The organism is Mycobacterium sp. NPDC004974, from assembly GCF_053600815.1.
Genome location: NZ_JBSGAQ010000009.1, coordinates 60,243 through 76,008, shown reverse-complemented (window position 1 = coordinate 76,008; position 15,766 = coordinate 60,243). Strand labels below are relative to the sequence as shown.

Below are 15,766 nucleotides of genomic sequence, written 5' to 3'. Positions count from 1 at the left end.
TCGGCCACTGGAATCAGGCTGATCCCAACCGATCCGGGCCCCTGTTCGTGACAGCGTTTAGCCGAGTGGTTAATTTCGCTCCGCGCCTGCGGGGGTTGTTGATCGCCGCCGCGGATACCCCAGGTTTATCCACAGTCCTGGACAGCTACCGCACAGTAATCCCCATATCGCAGGCTTTTCCGCTGGTGCCGGGCTGTGGATGAACCTGTGGAAACTGTGGATAGCCTCCCGTTGCTAACGCCGCAGCGAGGCATAAGGGTCGGGTGCGCTCTGCCTCGCAGGCATGCGAGCATTGAGGGCATGGACGATGTGGAAGTCGGGAAGGCAGATATCGCTGCGGTACCCGCCACGTTCGAAGGGTCTGTCGTGCTGCTCGACGTCCGTGAGGACGACGAATGGCAACGCGGACACGTCGCGGGCGCGCAGCACATCCCGATGGGCGACGTCCCGACGCGGATCGCCGAGATCGACCCCGATGCCGAGCTGTACGTGGTCTGCCATGCCGGCGGACGCTCCCTGCGCGTGGCGAACTACCTGGCCCGTAACGGCTACACCCCGATCAATGTCGAGGGCGGAATGCTGGCCTGGGCCGGGGCCGGACGTCCGGTCATCACGGATGCCGGCGGCCCCGGCAGCGTCTGACCGCAAGGAACTCCGGGAGATCGTGGCTAGGCTGGTCGGATGATCCAGGTGTGTTCGCAGTGCGGGACGCGCTGGAACGTGCGTGACCGGCAGCGGTCGTGGTGTCCCCGGTGCGGTGGCTCGTTGTTGGCGCCCTCTGCGCCGTCGTCACCTCAGTCCCAGTGGAGGCCCCCTGCCCAGCCTTCCGCATCGTCCGCGCAGGCACCGTCACCGACGGCAAAACGCACGCCACAACTCTCGCCCGGCTATCGCTGGATCGCGCTGCGCCCGGGCGCCCCGCCACGCCAGCGGCGCGGGCGTCGCGCGCTCGGGCCGACACCGCGCTACCGCACGATTCCGAGCTGGGGACTGCACCAGTACTTCGACGTCGACGAGCAGCCGGAGAAACCCGCTGACGAGTCCGGCGTCGGCACGGTCCGCCTCATGCTCGTGGCGGCCATGGTGGTGTTGGGTGTCGCGGCCTTCGCCCACGTGGTTCGGTATGCGCTGCTGCTGATCAACCGCAGTGTGTTGCTGCATCCGCTGATCGCCATCGGCGGGGTGCTGATCGGTCTGCTCGCCAGCGTGGCAGCGATGCTCGTCGTGGTCATCACGGTGGTGGCACTGGTGCGCTGGCTGATCGCGCGTCGGGCCGCTGGGTACGCCGAGCACGGCGAGGAGGATCCGCGCAGCACCACGACACTGTGGGTCTGTTGTCTGCTGCCGGGGGTGAACCTGGTGATGGCGCCGGTGTTCGTGTGGGAACTGGCGGCCCTCGAAGGTCGTCTCTCGCACCTGCGGCGACCGATCGTGGTGTGGTGGATCGTGTGGATCCTCAGCGCACTGGTCGCGACGTGGTCGATGGCAAGCACCGTGTACGTGACCTTCTTCAACAACACCCCGCAGAACATCGCCGACAACACGGTGGCCACGATCGTCGGGTACCTGCTGGCGCTGGCGGCCTTCCTGCTGACGGCCAAGGTGTTCGCCGGTTTCGAGGGCACCGGTACGGCGGCGGCCGAGCGCAGCGTCCGACGCTGGGTGGTGGTCGAGCCCGAGGGTTCCGAGCCTTCGCAGAATCGTGAGGATTCAGCTGAATCCGCCGTTCCGGTTGAGTCCCAAGGGCAGAACCCGGCAGCATAGTCCGTATGGAAACGGGCGACGGCGGAGCCGCTGGGCAGGCGGCCCCGGGGCCTGGCCATCCGTTCGTGGTGGCACATCGGGGAGCATCCGCCGCCAAGCCCGAGCACACGCTTGCCGCGTACGACCTGGCATTGCGTGAGGGTGCCGACGGCGTGGAATGCGATGTGCGGCTGACCCGCGACGGGCACCTGGTGTGTGTGCACGACCGACGGGTGGACCGGACCTCCACCGGTACGGGCCTGGTCAGTGAGATGACACTCGCCGAGTTACGCAGGCTGGACTACGGGTCCTGGCATGCCGGCGGACGTTCCGGCGATGACACCGACGGAGACGGTGTCATCGAAGGCGCCGTCGGGGAGACCGGGCTCCTGACCCTCGACGATCTCGTATCGCTGGTGCTGGACTGGAACCGGCCGGTCAAGCTGTTCATCGAGACCAAACATCCCGTGCGCTACGGCGCGCTGGTGGAGAACAAGGTGCTGGCCCTGTTGCACCGGTACGGCATCGCCGCGCCCGCCTCGGCCGATCTGTCCCGCGCAGTGGTGATGTCGTTCTCGGCGTCGGCGGTGTGGCGGATCCGCCGGGCCGCCCCGATGCTGCCGACGGTGCTGCTCGGTGAGACGTCGCGATACCTGGGCGGCAGCGCGGCCACGACGGTCGGGGCCACCGCCGTCGGCCCTTCCATCGCGACCCTGCGCGAGCATCCGGAACTGGTCGACCGGGCCGCCGCCCAGGGGCGCGCGCTGTACTGCTGGACCGTGGACCATTACGAGGACGTCCGGTTCTGCCGAGACATCGGGGTGGCGTGGGTGGCCACGAATCATCCCGGCCGCACCAAGAGTTGGCTACAGAACGGCCTGACCGGTGCGGGCCGGGACTGAGGGCTGACAGAAGGCCGGTGGCCTCAGATCAGAGATTGCCGCCGGCAGCCTTCGGGGCTGCCGGATCCGCTCCGGCGCCGCCGGTGAGTTCCCGGGCGACGAAGTCCTCGATGTGGAACAGGTTGGCACCCGCGCGGTCGGCGATGCGCACCAAGGTCGCCATCGACGCGACCTCTTCGATCTGCTCCTTGAGGAACCACTGCATGAACTGCTCGCCGAGGTAGTCACCCTCCTCGCGGGCGACGCTCGCGAGCCGGCTGATCTGCTCGGTGACGGTGCGCTCCTGGCTCAGTGCCAACGCGAGCGCGTCACGCGGTGCGTCGAAGCGGTTGCACACCGCGTCGACACCGGGGATCTCGACGTCGATATCCCGGTCGAGCAGATACTGGACCAGCATCATGGCGTGGTTGCGCTCTTCGACCGCCTGCGCATAGAAGTGCTTGGCGAGCTGCGGAAGGTCGGCGCCGTCGAAATAAACCGCAATTGCGATGTATTGCTGTGACGCGGTGAACTCGCTGCGAATCTGGTCGGAGACAAGCGCGTGGAATTTCGAGTCGAGTTCACTGGTCGTCGTCATGATCGCGAGGATATAGCAGGTCAGAGCATGTTGTCATCGAAGGTTGACCTCATTGAGGTCAGCTTTACCTTAGTGGTGTGGCGCGCATTACATTTGCTGTGGAGAATTTGCTGATCGCGAATTTAGCTTTGCCTATGCTTACGGTTCGGGCTTTTCGATGACATCAGCGGGGACGGCCGAATCGTTGGCCAGTGCGGTGAACAGGCGGCCGGCCGCGTCACTGTCCCACACCACCACCGCGCCCGAATCACTGCCGGTGAACTCACCGATCGGCACGGTCGTGGTCACCATGTCGTCACCGTGCATCGCCCAGGCCAGCCGGGCCAGGTCCCAGACATGTGCGTCCTCGTCGACCGCCACAGAGTTGGTGGCGGCCCGGGCCATCGGCTGCCACCGCAGCGGGTTGAGCAGTACCTCCGGGCTGGTGGCCCGGTGTAGCAGGGCAGACATGAAGGCCCTCTGGTGGATCATGCGATCCAGGTCGGCTCGCGGCGTGGCGCGGGTGCGGACGTAGCCGAGGGCGCTGCGGCCGTCGAGTTCCTGGCAGCCCGCCGGTAGATCGATCCCGGCCAGCGGGTCGCTGATCGGTTCGGCCGGGCACATCGTCACCCCGCCGACGGCATCGACGAGTCCGGCGAAACCGTCGAACCCGATCTCGGCGTAGTGGTCGAGGTGCAGGCCGGTCGCCAGTTCGACGGTCTGCGCCAGCAGCTGCGCCCCGCCCAGGGAGAAGGCCGCGTTGACCTTGTCCTCGCCGTAGCCGGGAATCGGCAGGTAGGAGTCCCGGGGGATCGACACCATGGTGGTCGGGGTATCTGAGCCGATCCCGGGGATGTGCACCAACAGGATGGTGTCGGTGCGGCCGTTGCCGATGTCCCCGCCGGTGGCCAGCTCGGCCTGCTGTTCGGGGGTCAGGTTCTGGCGACTGTCCGATCCGACCAGCAGCCAGGTGGTGCCCTGGGCTGCGGCGGGGCGATCAGGGTAGTCGGCGAGAGCCGGGATGCGGTGCAGCGACGAGTTGATCCAGAAGCCGCCGCCGACCACCGCCAGCACAACCGCCAGTACGAAGACCAGGGGCACCGCCACAACCATCCGGCCCCAATGCCGCCGGCGCCGGGGCTTGCGTGAAGGCGTGGGTGCGGGCGGCCGGGCGGCGGAGGGTCGTGGCGCGCCGGGCTGAGGTCGCCGCGGCGGGGGTGGTGGGGGTGGTGGGGGAGCCGATCGAGGCGGGGGTTGCCTGGGGGGTTGTCTGGGTGGCTGCTGCCTCGGGGGTTGCCGCGACGGCGGCGGTGGTGTGCGCGGCGGTGTGGGTGGATTCGGCGGCCAGGCCGGGCGGTGGTTCGGGTCGCGCCGGATCACCTGGGACGGCTCGGCGTCACGACGGCGTGGTCCCGGACGCCGCGAGCGCGGGTCGGGAGGTCCCCCTGAAGCGGTGAAGTCGGCCACAGCAGAAATGTACGTGCCGGATGCGCTATCGCAGCCAGCCCAGACGATCCGCCACCAGCGCGTAGCCGACGAATGCCACCGCATCGATCAGGGTGTGGGCGATGATCAGCGGCCAGAGGCGCCCGGTGCGCTGCCACGCGTAGCCGAACACCAGGCCCATCACCACATTGCCCAGACCGGCGCTGTAGCCCTGGTACAGGTGATACGCGCCGCGGAGCAGGCTGGAGATGATCAGCGCCCGCCCCGGGCTCACGTCGAGCTGACGCAACCGGGTCAGCAGGAACCCCACGACGATGATCTCTTCGGCCCAGCCGTTGGCGAACGCCACACCGAGCAGCATCGGGATGCGCCACCACGTGTCGTACAGCTCGGCGGGCTCGACGTCGGCGCTCAGCCCCAACACCCGGGCCAGCACGTAGAACCCGAGCCCCGGCAAGCCGATGAGCAGGGCCAGGCCGAGGCCTCCCAGCCCGTCGGCACGCCATTGTGGGCGCGACAATCCGATCGCCGACGGTCCGAAGCCGCTGCGCCACAGCAGGTACAGGGCCAGTGCGCCCCAGGCCAGAAGCTGCAGTACCACGGCCAGGTGCAGGCCGAGGTCGATCAGGTCGAACGGGGAGCGCTTCGGGTTGAGCGCGACCGTCTGCCCGGACAGGCCGAGCAGTATCGCTTCGACCAGGCGCAGGCCCGCGGTGTACGCGCTGAGCCCGAATGTCACCGCCAGTACGACGGCGATCTCGATTTTGAGCGTGCGGCGCTGCGGCTCGAGCTGCTCGTCGGGCCCGGTCGCCGAAGTCGTCACCGGAGCTACGGTAGCGGCGCCCAGGCCACGGGGCGGATCGCGCGGGTCAGATCCGGCGCGCGCGCAGGCCGTTGAGGAACGGGCAGCCCATCAGCACCCGGATGGCCTGGCTCAGCCCGGTCACGTCGTCGACCGGCTTCGGGAACGGCAGCCGCACGTCGTGGTCCCCGTGTTCGTTCTCCACCCGCAGTTGCACGCCGTAGCGGTCGAGGCCCAGCGGGCGGACCCGGCCCTGGCGCAGGGTCATCGGCAGCCGGGTGGCCAGGCGCTCCACGACGTCGCGGTGAGAGGACTCCATGTGTTGCAGCCAGCCGGATTCCATCGCGCAGAACGGATCGGGGCGAGCCTGCAGCAGGGCCCCGAGACCGACCGACTCGGCGCCGGTGGAGTCGGCCACCACCACGGACTCGATCTCCAGGCGCATCAGCGTGTAGTTGTCGTCATCCTGTTCGGCGCCCGACCGGGCCCTGGAGTTCACCTGCAGCAGGGCCGGATTCGGGTTCTCCGCGGCGACCAGATCGAGCAGTGCGGCGACCTCCGCCGACGGCACATGGTGCAGGCGGCCGCGGATCCACACCAGGGAACGCACCGGTTCGCGCAGCGGCAGCGGGGCGTAGTCGGTCATCTCCAGCACGGCCTGGACCCCGGCCGAGCCGGCTGACATCGCCACGCCCGCCAGCGGGCCGGTTTCGGGGACCGTGATCGCGAAGGACCCGTCGTCGAGCAGGTGGTGAACGGGTGAGGCGACCGGTTCGATGCCCTCGACCGCGAGCATGGCGCCGCCGCCTCGTGCGCATGCACTGCGGATCCGCTCGGCTGTCGTCGGTGTCGCTATGGCCATCTCGCCGCCTTCGAAACTAGGTGAGGTGATTAAGTGAGGTAAGCCTAACTTAACTGGACGCTACGGTGCGGGCAAGGGCTCCGGTGAAACACCGGCGGGGCCGTCATCAACCGATCGCACCCGCGCCGACCCGATAGGGTTGGGATGTGCCGCGCATCGCCTACCTCGGGCCGGAGGGAACCTTTACCGAAGTGGCGTTATTGCAGATGGTGGCCCACGAGATGGTGCCCGGTCTGCAGGCGGCCGCCGGTGACGGAAAAGCCGGCTTCACCCCCGTGCTGACCGACAGCACCCCGGGTGCGCTGGCCGCGGTCCGGGACGGCCGCGCCGACTACGCCTGTGTTCCGATCGAGAATTCGATCGAAGGGTCGGTGCTGCCGACGCTGGACAGCCTGGCGGTGGGGGAACCGCTCCAGATCTACGCCGAACTGACCCTCGACGTGGCCTTCACCATCGTGACCCGCCCCGGGCACAGCGGGCCGGTGCAGACCGTGGCCGCCTTCCCGGTGGCGCTCGCCCAAGTGCGGCGATGGCTGGCCGCCAACCTGCCCGACGCCGAAATCGTGCCGGCCACCTCCAACGCCGCGGCCGCCCACCAGGTCGCCGAGGGCAACGCCGACGCCGGGGTGAGCACCCGACTGGCCGCTGAGCGCTGCGGGCTGGACATCCTGGCCGCCGACGTCGTCGACGAGGCCAACGCTCGAACCCGCTTCGTCCTGGTCGGTGCGCCCGGCGTACCGCCGTCGGCCACCGGTGCCGACCGCACCTCGGTGGTGCTGCGCCTGGACAACGTCCCAGGCGCGCTGGTCACCGCGATGACCGAATTCTCGATCCGCGACATCGACCTCACCCGGATCGAAAGCCGGCCCACCAGAACCGAGCTGGGCACGTACATGTTCTTCCTCGACTGTGTCGGACACATCGATGACGATTCGGTGGCCGAGGCACTCAAAGCGCTGCACCGACGTTGTACCAATGTGCGATATCTGGGTTCCTGGCCGACCGGAGCGAGCGCGGGTGCGCCCCCGCCGCGTCTGGACGAGGCCACACGGTGGTTGACGGGTTTACGTGACGGGACGGGCGGCTCATGAGCGGACGGCTGATACTCGTCCGGCACGGGCAGTCCCACGGCAACGTCGCGCGGCGTCTGGACACCCGGCCGCCCGGTGCCGAGCTGACCGACCTCGGGCACGACCAGGCCCGGCGGTTCGCCGGAACGCTCAGTGCGCGTCCGTCGATCCTGGCCCACTCGGTGGCTCGGCGCGCAGCGCAGACGGCAGCCGGTATCGGCACCGAAACCGGTCTCGTCCCATTCGAATTCGAAGGGGTCCACGAAGTTCAGGTCGGTGAGCTGGAGGACCGCAGCGACGACGACGCCGTCGCCGAGTTCAACCGGATCTACGAACGCTGGCATCGGGGCGAACTGGACGTGCCGATGCCGGGCGGCGAGAGCGCCGAGGCGGTACTGGCCCGGTACGTGCCGGTGCTCACCGAACTGCGGCTGCGCTACCTCGACGACCACGACTTCCACAGCGACATCGTGCTGGTGAGTCACGGCGCGGCGATCCGGTTGGTGGCCGCCGTGCTGGCCGGCGTCGACAGCGGCTTCGCCCTCGACCATCATCTGGCCAACACCGAATCGATCGTGCTGGCACCGATCACCGACGGGCGCTGGAGTTGTGTGCAGTGGGCGGCGGTGACACCGCCGTTCTACCCGGAGCTCGACGCCACACCGGTCAGCGACGCGGTGACGTCCGAGGCCGACCCGATGGGCTAGGCGTACCGCCGGCTCGCAAGTGCGCTCTCATCGGCACACGTGCAGCCCACCGCCGCACAGTCGAGGCTGAACGTATGTGCTGCTTCCGGGGTGGTGCAGGTGTCGTCGGTGCATTCCGCGCGGTACCGGACGTGGTGGATCACGGTGCCGTGGCAATGCTCCAGACCGGCTGCGCACTCCCGGCACTGGATGGTCATAGCCCGTTGATAGCACCGCGGGCCGACAAAACGCGGTTGCCGCGCCTAGCCGCCTAGCCCCAACCCAGTTCGTGGAGCCGATCGTCGTCAATCCCGAAATGGTGCGCGATCTCGTGGATCACCGTGATCGCCACCTCGTCGACCACGTCGGCCTCGCTGTCGCAGAAATCCAGCAGGGCTTCGCGGTAGATGGTGATGGTGTCCGGCAAAGATCCGGCGTACCAGGAATCCCGCTCGGTCAGCGCGACTCCCCGGTACAGGCCCAGGATCTCGGGCTCGTCGGGATCGCGATCTTCGACCAGGATCACGACGTTGTCGATCGCGGCGGCCAACTGCGGCGGGATCAGGTCGAGTGCGTCGGACACCAACTCGTCGAACCGCTGCGAGCTCATCCGCACCGGCACGGGTTACGGCCCCGGCGGTACGGGCGCCTGCTCACCCGGCGGCGGCCCGGCGGGCGGGGCCGCACCCTCGGGCGCGGGTGCCGGAGCCTGCTCGGGCGCGGGTGCCGCGGCCTGCTCGGGCGGCGGTGGGTTGAACGTGTTGGCCTGCGTGGGGGCGGGCGCCGCAGTGGTCGCGGATTGCGGCAGGTGCTGGCCGCTCGACGACGAGCCCGATGACCCGGAGGACCCGGACGAATTCGAGCCGGACGAACCCGATGAGCCCGATCCTGACGATCCGGACGAGGACGACCCGGACGAAGACGACGACCCGGACGAACTCGACGACGACGGCTCGTCGACATCCGGCATCGGGATGGGCTCCATGTTGAGCCGCTCCTCCGGGATGTCGGGCGGCGCGACCGGGGGCTGCCCGTTGATCATCAGCGGGCCCTTGGCGCTGTTGATCAACGTCGACCACCCGCCGTTGCCCAGCGTGGCGCCGATGCTGCACGACACCTGGTGGCTGCCGGCCGACCAGCTGGGCAGCGAGATCGTGCTGTAGCTCAGGGCCAGCGTGGTGGTGCGCAACTGGACCGGGGCCAGGTAGGCATCGGTCTGCGCGGTGCACGTGTCCTTGATGAAGTTGTCCTGATCGCCTTCCGAAGGCAGCCCGCCGGGGAACTTCTCGCCGAGGTTGACCGCGCCGGTGACCTCCATGGCGTGCGGCGCCGCGCAATCGACCGGGACGTCGGTGGGCTGGTTGGTGGCGGCGTCGATGCCGAGGCAGGTGCCTGCGGCCCACACCTTCGACTGGTCCACGTCGGACACGTTGCCCGCGGACTCCAACTGGCTGTCGCCAGGACCGAGCAACTGCAGGCCGCACAGCATGCGCCGCTCGCCGGACTGCTTCCAGGCCTTCTCGCCCGACCACAGCAGGCCGATCGTGTACTTGCCGTTGGGGTCGTATTTCGGACCGAGGTAGCCGCGCACCGACGGGGTGCACTGCTCCTGGCTGATCTGCTTGATCCGGTCCACCGTCGGTGGCGGGGAGCCGGGCCCGTACTCGCTGCCGGGGAACGTGCGCATGTCGACGGACTGGGCGACCTCGAAGCGATGGTTGTCTTTGCAGTCGACGATGCGTGCGGCGTCGGGGTTGCGGCCGGGCCAGTTCAGGCAGTCGCCACGCTTGACGTGATTGAACGTGTCGTTGCCGCGGGGGCCCAGGGCGATCGCCCCCGGTCCGGAGTTGGACCCCTCACTCCGGGGCAACGCGGTGATCAGGCCGGCGATGAGCAGTGCGCCGAGCGCCGTCAACAGCAGCGCACGTCGCGTCGACGCGGCTGCCAGGCTCTGCCACCAGTGGTCCCTTGCGGGATGTTCTTCCGGCAGAGGTTCGGCGAGCAGGACCCCGCTCTCGGGCTGCTCGGGGTGCTCGGGTGCTTCCAACATTGCCCTCCATTGTGACAGGCGTGTCAGGCCCTGTGACAACTGATGCGGTTGTAATGTTGCGAGGTTGTGGCCGGCGGCCGCCGCCCTCGGGTGGGGTCACGTCATCGACCACCTCAGATGTACGTCGCCGCACTTCAAAAAGTAGGGTTGCGCCCGTGATCGACCTCAAGCTGCTGCGCGACAATCCCGACACCGTCCGTGCGTCGCAACGGGCCCGCGGAGAGGACCCGGCGCGCGTCGACGCGCTGCTGCAGGCCGATACGGCGCGGCGGGCCGCGATCTCGACGGCCGACAACCTGCGCGCCGACCAGAAGGCCGCCAGCAAGCTGGTGGGCAAGGCGACACCCGAGGAGCGTCCGGCCCTGCTGCAGCAGGCGAAGGACCTGGCCGAGCAGGTCAAGGCCGCCGAAGCCGCTCAGGCCGAGGCCGAGACTGCCTTCACCACAGCCCATATGGCGATCGGCAACGTGATCATCGACGGGGTGCCGGCCGGCGGCGAGGACGACTTCGTGGTGCTCGACACCGTCGGCGAGCCGCGGGCGATCGAGAATCCCAAGGACCATCTGGAGCTGGGCGAGTCGCTCGGGCTGATCGACATGGAACGCGGCGCGAAGGTGTCGGGTTCGCGGTTCTACTTCCTCACCGGGCACGGTGCGCTGCTGCAACTGGGCCTGCTGCAGCTGGCCACCCAGGTGGCGGTGCAGAACGGTTTCACGCTGATGATCCCGCCGGTGCTGGTGCGCCCGGAAGTCATGGCGGGCACCGGATTCCTCGGTGCACACGCCGACGAGATCTACCACCTGGAGGCCGACGACCTGTACCTGGTCGGCACCTCCGAGGTACCGCTGGCGGGCTACCACTCCAACGAGATCCTGGACCTGTCGGCGGGCCCGAAGCGATATGCCGGCTGGTCGTCGTGCTTCCGGCGCGAGGCGGGCAGCTACGGCAAGGACACCCGCGGCATCATCCGGGTGCATCAGTTCGACAAGGTCGAGGGCTTCATCTATTGCAAGCCCGAGGACGCCGTGGCCGAGCACCAGAAGCTGCTGGGCTGGCAGCGGCAGATGCTGGCGGCCATCGAGGTGCCCTACCGGGTGATCGACGTCGCCGCAGGCGATCTCGGCTCTTCGGCGGCGCGCAAGTACGACTGCGAGGCGTGGGTACCCACCCAGCAGACCTACCGGGAGCTCACGTCCACCTCGAACTGCACGACGTTCCAGGCCAGACGGTTGGCCACGCGCTACCGCGACGAGAACGGCAAGCCGCAGACCGCCGCGACCCTCAACGGCACGCTCGCCACCACCCGCTGGCTGGTGGCGATCCTGGAAAACCACCAGCAACCCGACGGCAGCGTGCGCGTCCCCGACGCGCTGGTGCCGTTCGTCGGCACCGCAGTGCTGGAGCCCGGTAAGTAACCACACAGCCCGGGGGGATGACTGTGGAGGACCCGGTACGGGTAAGGGTGCTCGGCCCGGTGCAGGCCTGGATCGGTGAGGATCCGGCGGATCTGGGGGCGCGGCTGCAACGAGCCCTGCTCGCGAGGTTGGTGGCCGCACACGGCCACACGGTGTCCGTCGACCGGCTCATCGACGATCTGTGGGAGGGCGAGCCGCCACCCAAGGCGTTGTCGGCCCTGCAGGTCTACGTCTCGCATCTGCGCCGGGCTCTCGAGCCTGGGCGGCAGCGTCGGGCACCGGCCCGCATCCTGGTCAGCGCCGCACCGGGATACTGCCTGCGACTGCCCGTCGACGCCGTCGACTCCTGGCTGTTCGAAGCCAAAGCCACTGCGGCGTATGAGGAAACGGATCCGCAAAAGCGGGTTCGGCTGCTTGACGAGGCGCTGGCAGGCTGGTCGGGAGATCCGTTCGCGGGGGTCGGCGACGCGCTGTGGGCCGCGCCCGAGGTGGCCCGGCTGACCGAGCTCCGGCTGGCCGTGGTGGAAGCCCAGGCCGCGGCGCAGGTCGAGCTCGGCCGGTACGGCACCGCGGTGGCGGCGCTGGAACGGCACGTCCGTGAGCGTCCGGGCCGGGAGGGCGCCGCTGCCGTGCTGGCGACGGCGCTGTATCGGACCGGCCGCCAGACCGACGCGCTGGACGTGTTGCGGCGCACCCGCGACCACCTGGTCGACGAGCTCGGTTTGGAGCCGGGCCGGGCATTGCGCGACCTCGAGCGCGACATCCTGCGTCAGGCCGACCACCTGGAGCCGTCCCGACCGCTTCTGCAGCCGGCGGCACCGGAGGTCGCGGCGCCCGATCGGATCGAGGCGGCCGCCTACGGCCGGGCCGAGGAATTCGCCGAGATCGACAACGCCGCGCGTGCCGTCGTCGCCGGTGGCAGCACGGTGCTGTGGATCGCCGGCGAGGCGGGCTCCGGCAAGACCACCCTGGCCGGCGTCGCGACGGGCCGGTTGCGCGCTGCGGGCTGGCGGACGGTGCACGGGCGTTGTCCGGAGGTCCACGGCGCGCCGGCCGGGTGGGCGTGGACCGAGGTGCTGCGCGAACTGATCGAACCAGGACCCCCGGCGGACGACAGCAGGCAGGCGCTGACCCCGCTTCTGCACGACGGCGCCGCGGTCGAGGCGGGCACGTTCTGGTTGGGACAGGCGGTCGCCGACGTGTTGAGCGCGGTGGCCGAATCCCAGCCCCTGGCAGTCGTGCTCGATGACCTGCACCGCACCGACGGCCTGACGTTGGAGCTGCTGCGGCTGGTGGCCGACCGGATCAAGGATCTTCCGGTGCTGATCATCGGTACCTATCGCCCGTCGGAGGACCGTGGCGAACTGGAGGTGGCCCGGGCCGCGCTGGCGGTCCACACCGCGGCGCACCTGAATCTCGGCGGGCTGGACGCGGCGGCCACCGCCGCTCTGGCCGCCGACTGCGGGATGACCGCTGCCAGTGGAGAGGCCCTGCGGTTGCTGCGGGAGCGGACCGGCGGCAATCCGCTGTTCGTCCGGGAACTGGCCCGGCTGATGGCCGCCGAAGGGCCGGACGCGGTATGGGCGTCGGTGCCGGTCGGGGTCCGTGATGTGTTGCGGCGCAGGCTGGCCCGGCTGCCGGGCCCGACCGTCACGGCATTGCGCCAGGCCGCCGTGCTGGGCCGTGACATCGATGTCGATCTGCTTTCCGAACTGGGCCGCAGCGACCCGGACGACCTGCTCGACGCGCTGGAGCCGGCCGTCCTGCTGGGCCTGCTCGACGAGCCCGAGCCCGGTCGGCTGCGGTTCGCCCACGCGCTGGTCCGCGACACCCTCTACGAGGACACCTCGAAGCTGCGCCGGTCCCGGTTGCATGCCGCTGCGCTGGAGCTGCTCCGCGCGCCGGGGCGGTCGGTCGATCCGGCTGCCCTGGCACACCACGCCGTCGCCGCGGCGACGGCCGAAACATCCGTCGCCGCTGCGGCTTTCGCGACGGAGGCGGCTCGCGAGGCGGACTCGGTCGGTGCCCATACCGAAGCTGCCCGGCAGTGGCGTGCCGCCGTGCAGATGCTGGAGCTGGCCGCCGGCCGCCGGTTGCTGCCCCGCACCGACGGTCTGGAGGGCGAGGTCGACGCCCGGTGCGGGCTGATCTCCGCGCTGGCCCAGTCCGGCGACGCCGTCGCGGCGCGCATCGAGATGAAGGCCGCGCTGCAACTGTTGAGCGGGAAGTCGCGGGACGACCTGACGGTCCGGGTGCTCACCGCGTGGGACACCCCGTTGGTGTGGCGGGACCGCGAATACGACGGGTCCGACGCGCAGATGATCGGGCTGCTGCGTCAAGTGCTGGCCGGCGGCGGAAGCGGAGAGCCCACTGAACTCTCAGTGGCCGACCGGATCCGGCTGCTCAAGGCGCTTTACGTGGAACTGGAGGGCACCGATCCGGACGGGGCACTGGCCACCAGCACGGAACTGCTTGAGCTGGCGCGAAAGGCCTACGCCGAGGACCCGGCAGCGTCGGGCCGGCTGCTGTGCACCGCGCTCAATGTCCGGGCCTACTGCGCATTGGGGCCCGACCTCGATGCCGAACGTGACTCGACCGCCGCTGAACTCTTGCGGACCGCGGAAGCCACCGAGCAGGCCGACTATCAAGCGGTGGCGCACTGGCTGCTGTCGCTGGCGGCCGGCCATCGCTCCGATCTGGCGACGGCGAAACGACACGTCGACATCGCGGTGGCCCGGGCCGGCACCGGGCAGCTCGTCCACCTCCTCGGCGTGCTCGGCCTGTTCCGGGCCCGGATGCACCTGCTGGCGGGGCGCCTGGACGACGCGGTGAGTGCGTACACCGACCTGGCGGCGCGCATGGTGGAGAACGGTGCCGCCAACGGGGCCAAGCTGGCGATGGTGGGCCGGGTGACCGGCGAGTTCTGCCTCGGGGATCTGGGCCTGCTGGCCGACGAACTGGTGTTCTTCTACAAGGAGGTGTCGGTTGCCGCGCTGGACGCCGCGGTGCTCGCGCTGATCGCACGCGGCCGCGACACCGAGGCTCGTGAGCTGTGGCGGGATCGCCGGCCGATCGAGCGAGCGTACTTCTGGCTTCCGTTCACCGTGCTGCGCGTCAACGCCGCGGTGGCGCTCGGCGACCTCGACGAGGCCCGGGACCGGGCGGGTGACCTCGGCTCGTATTCCGGCCGGATCGCCGGGCTCGGCGTCGACGGCCTGATGGTCGGCCCGGTCGACGAGGCGCTCGCCGCCGCTGCCGACGCCCTGGGCCGCCCCGACGAAGCACGTGGTTACCGTGAGGCCGCCTCGACGCTGCGGGACCGGCTGGCCGCGGAGGCCCGGGGCTTCATCGACTGACGTCGGGCGCCTCGTCGCACTCTTCCTCCAGCGCTTCCCCCAGCACCTCGATCTCGCGGGGGATTCGCGTTCCGAAGACCGCCCGCTCCAACCGCCGGTAGCGCTGCCCGACGACGGCGAGGACGATCCGCAGACCGATCCCCACCTGCCCGATCAGTTGTGCGCGTTCGTCATCCGTCATCGCGGCCAGCGAACGCGGACCCTCGAACCACAGTCGGCCGCCCGAGCGGGCGGCGGCCTCCACGGCCGTCCAGTCCGCCACCGACACGTGCTCGGTGATGAGCGGGAACACGTCGCGTTCCTCTTCTTCGATGTGCTCGGTGAGCAGTGCCGACAGCTCGGCCAGCTCGATGACCATCAGGCTGGCGACCTGGCGGTCGCCCATCGACAGTCGCAAGGATGCGGCCCGGGCCCGTAACTGGTCCAACCGCGGGTCCAGGGCGGCGTGATCGTCGGTCAGTTCGCTCAGGTCGAGATGGCTGCCCCCACTGGCCTGGATCACGGGCCACAGGACAGCGTCCTCGGTCGTGTGGTGGTGATGGATCGAGTCGCACAGCAGCTCTGTGTACCGGGAGATGGCGCGGACCCGGCGCGGCGTGCAGATCACGTCCCGGTCGCGTACCGCGATCGCCAGATCGGTCAGGCGGCGCAGGTCGGCCAGCATGGCGCGGTGCGCCACGGTGATGCCGAGCAGGTCCGGTTCGGGATCGCCTGCGCGACGGGGTTCGACGGTGGGTGCGTCAGTGGTTGCGGTCGACACGGCGGTGCTCCTCGGTTTCGACGGATCCCCGGTTGGTGGATCGCAAGTCTTGAGAGCACAGCCTGCAGACGGGGACTTAAGTGCGACTTGTATCCGGCTTGTCGCGGCCACAGTAGGG

15 protein-coding genes are annotated in these 15,766 nt (G+C 69.5%); 7 read left to right on the top strand and 8 right to left on the bottom strand.

Going from position 1 to position 15,766, the window contains the following annotated elements:
• Positions 1-300 precede the first annotated feature (300 nt).
• Genes ACWEFV_RS20290 through ACWEFV_RS20280 form a run of 3 tightly spaced genes read left to right on the top strand, consistent with a single transcriptional unit; the run spans position 301 to position 2,645 of the window.
• The gene (locus ACWEFV_RS20290; protein WP_450071462.1) at positions 301-642 is read left to right on the top strand and encodes a rhodanese-like domain-containing protein; all 342 of its coding nucleotides are present in this window, start codon (positions 301-303) and stop codon (positions 640-642) included.
• A gap of 39 nt (positions 643-681) precedes the next feature.
• A complete protein-coding gene (locus ACWEFV_RS20285) occupies positions 682-1,764 on the top strand; it encodes a DUF4328 domain-containing protein (RefSeq protein WP_450071461.1) in 1,083 nt (360 codons plus the stop codon).
• Between the two features lie 5 nt (positions 1,765-1,769).
• Positions 1,770-2,645: a glycerophosphodiester phosphodiesterase gene (locus tag ACWEFV_RS20280; RefSeq protein WP_135459456.1), complete on the top strand. Its 876-nt coding sequence runs from the start codon at positions 1,770-1,772 to the stop codon at positions 2,643-2,645.
• A gap of 28 nt (positions 2,646-2,673) precedes the next feature.
• On the opposite strand, the gene ACWEFV_RS20275 is transcribed toward ACWEFV_RS20280, so the two are convergent.
• From ACWEFV_RS20275 to ACWEFV_RS20260, 4 genes are all read right to left on the bottom strand, one after another.
• The gene (locus tag ACWEFV_RS20275) at positions 2,674-3,222 is read right to left on the bottom strand and encodes a ferritin (RefSeq protein ID WP_135459455.1); all 549 of its coding nucleotides are present in this window, start codon (positions 3,220-3,222) and stop codon (positions 2,674-2,676) included.
• Between the two features lie 138 nt (positions 3,223-3,360).
• The gene (locus ACWEFV_RS20270; RefSeq protein WP_450071588.1) at positions 3,361-4,581 is read right to left on the bottom strand and encodes an LCP family protein; all 1,221 of its coding nucleotides are present in this window, start codon (positions 4,579-4,581) and stop codon (positions 3,361-3,363) included.
• Positions 4,582-4,693: 112 nt separating this feature from the next.
• Complete coding sequence (locus tag ACWEFV_RS20265; RefSeq protein ID WP_450071460.1) at positions 4,694-5,470, bottom strand: CPBP family intramembrane glutamic endopeptidase; 777 nt, start codon at positions 5,468-5,470, stop codon at positions 4,694-4,696.
• Positions 5,471-5,516: 46 nt separating this feature from the next.
• Positions 5,517-6,311 carry a DUF2470 domain-containing protein gene (locus ACWEFV_RS20260; protein WP_450071459.1) on the bottom strand — a complete coding sequence of 265 codons (795 nt, stop codon included), beginning with the start codon at positions 6,309-6,311 and terminating at the stop codon, positions 5,517-5,519.
• Between the two features lie 146 nt (positions 6,312-6,457).
• Between ACWEFV_RS20260 and pheA the strand changes: the two genes are divergently transcribed.
• Positions 6,458-7,402, top strand: coding sequence for a prephenate dehydratase (gene pheA / locus ACWEFV_RS20255; protein ID WP_135459452.1), 945 nt, complete (start codon positions 6,458-6,460; stop codon positions 7,400-7,402).
• On the top strand, positions 7,399-8,088 hold the full coding sequence (locus tag ACWEFV_RS20250; protein WP_450071458.1) for a histidine phosphatase family protein: 690 nt from the start codon (positions 7,399-7,401) through the stop codon (positions 8,086-8,088). The genes pheA and ACWEFV_RS20250 overlap by 4 nt, the downstream gene beginning before the upstream one ends.
• On the opposite strand, the gene ACWEFV_RS20245 is transcribed toward ACWEFV_RS20250, so the two are convergent.
• Genes ACWEFV_RS20245 through ACWEFV_RS20235 form a run of 3 tightly spaced genes read right to left on the bottom strand, consistent with a single transcriptional unit; the run spans position 8,085 to position 10,117 of the window.
• Positions 8,085-8,285, bottom strand: a complete 201-nt coding sequence (locus ACWEFV_RS20245) for a hypothetical protein (protein WP_450071457.1) — start codon at positions 8,283-8,285, stop codon at positions 8,085-8,087. The two genes, ACWEFV_RS20250 and ACWEFV_RS20245, sit on opposite strands and share 4 nt — an antisense overlap.
• Before the next feature lie 53 nt (positions 8,286-8,338).
• Positions 8,339-8,689 (bottom strand): metallopeptidase family protein, encoded by a 351-nt coding sequence (locus ACWEFV_RS20240; RefSeq protein WP_450071456.1) that lies wholly within the window; start codon positions 8,687-8,689, stop codon positions 8,339-8,341.
• Between the two features lie 3 nt (positions 8,690-8,692).
• Positions 8,693-10,117, bottom strand: a complete 1,425-nt coding sequence (locus ACWEFV_RS20235) for a septum formation family protein (protein WP_450071455.1) — start codon at positions 10,115-10,117, stop codon at positions 8,693-8,695.
• Between the two features lie 155 nt (positions 10,118-10,272).
• On the opposite strand from ACWEFV_RS20235, the gene serS reads away from it, so the two are divergent.
• Together serS and ACWEFV_RS20225 are read left to right on the top strand one after the other, a co-directional pair.
• A complete protein-coding gene (serS, locus tag ACWEFV_RS20230; protein WP_450071454.1) occupies positions 10,273-11,532 on the top strand; it encodes a serine--tRNA ligase in 1,260 nt (419 codons plus the stop codon).
• A gap of 17 nt (positions 11,533-11,549) precedes the next feature.
• A complete protein-coding gene (locus tag ACWEFV_RS20225) occupies positions 11,550-14,888 on the top strand; it encodes a BTAD domain-containing putative transcriptional regulator (RefSeq protein ID WP_450071453.1) in 3,339 nt (1,112 codons plus the stop codon).
• Here the strand turns inward: ACWEFV_RS20225 and ACWEFV_RS20220 are convergent.
• A complete protein-coding gene (locus ACWEFV_RS20220; RefSeq protein ID WP_286175199.1) occupies positions 14,878-15,648 on the bottom strand; it encodes a hemerythrin domain-containing protein in 771 nt (256 codons plus the stop codon). The two genes, ACWEFV_RS20225 and ACWEFV_RS20220, sit on opposite strands and share 11 nt — an antisense overlap.
• Between the last annotated feature and the right edge of the window lie 118 nt (positions 15,649-15,766).

Bases quoted from the DNA above. Each gene is read 5' to 3' on its own strand.
- ACWEFV_RS20290 (WP_450071462.1), top strand. From the start codon at position 301: ATGGACGATGTGGAAGTCGGGAAGGCAGATATCGCTGCGGTACCCGCC.
- ACWEFV_RS20275 (WP_135459455.1), bottom strand. From the start codon at position 3,222: ATGACGACGACCAGTGAACTCGACTCGAAATTCCACGCGCTTGTCTCC.
- ACWEFV_RS20225 (WP_450071453.1), top strand. From the start codon at position 11,550: ATGACTGTGGAGGACCCGGTACGGGTAAGGGTGCTCGGCCCGGTGCAG.
- ACWEFV_RS20280 (WP_135459456.1), top strand. From the start codon at position 1,770: ATGGAAACGGGCGACGGCGGAGCCGCTGGGCAGGCGGCCCCGGGGCCT.
- ACWEFV_RS20250 (WP_450071458.1), top strand. From the start codon at position 7,399: ATGAGCGGACGGCTGATACTCGTCCGGCACGGGCAGTCCCACGGCAAC.
- ACWEFV_RS20245 (WP_450071457.1), bottom strand. From the start codon at position 8,285: ATGACCATCCAGTGCCGGGAGTGCGCAGCCGGTCTGGAGCATTGCCAC.
- ACWEFV_RS20235 (WP_450071455.1), bottom strand. From the start codon at position 10,117: ATGTTGGAAGCACCCGAGCACCCCGAGCAGCCCGAGAGCGGGGTCCTG.
- ACWEFV_RS20260 (WP_450071459.1), bottom strand. From the start codon at position 6,311: ATGGCCATAGCGACACCGACGACAGCCGAGCGGATCCGCAGTGCATGC.
- ACWEFV_RS20285 (WP_450071461.1), top strand. From the start codon at position 682: ATGATCCAGGTGTGTTCGCAGTGCGGGACGCGCTGGAACGTGCGTGAC.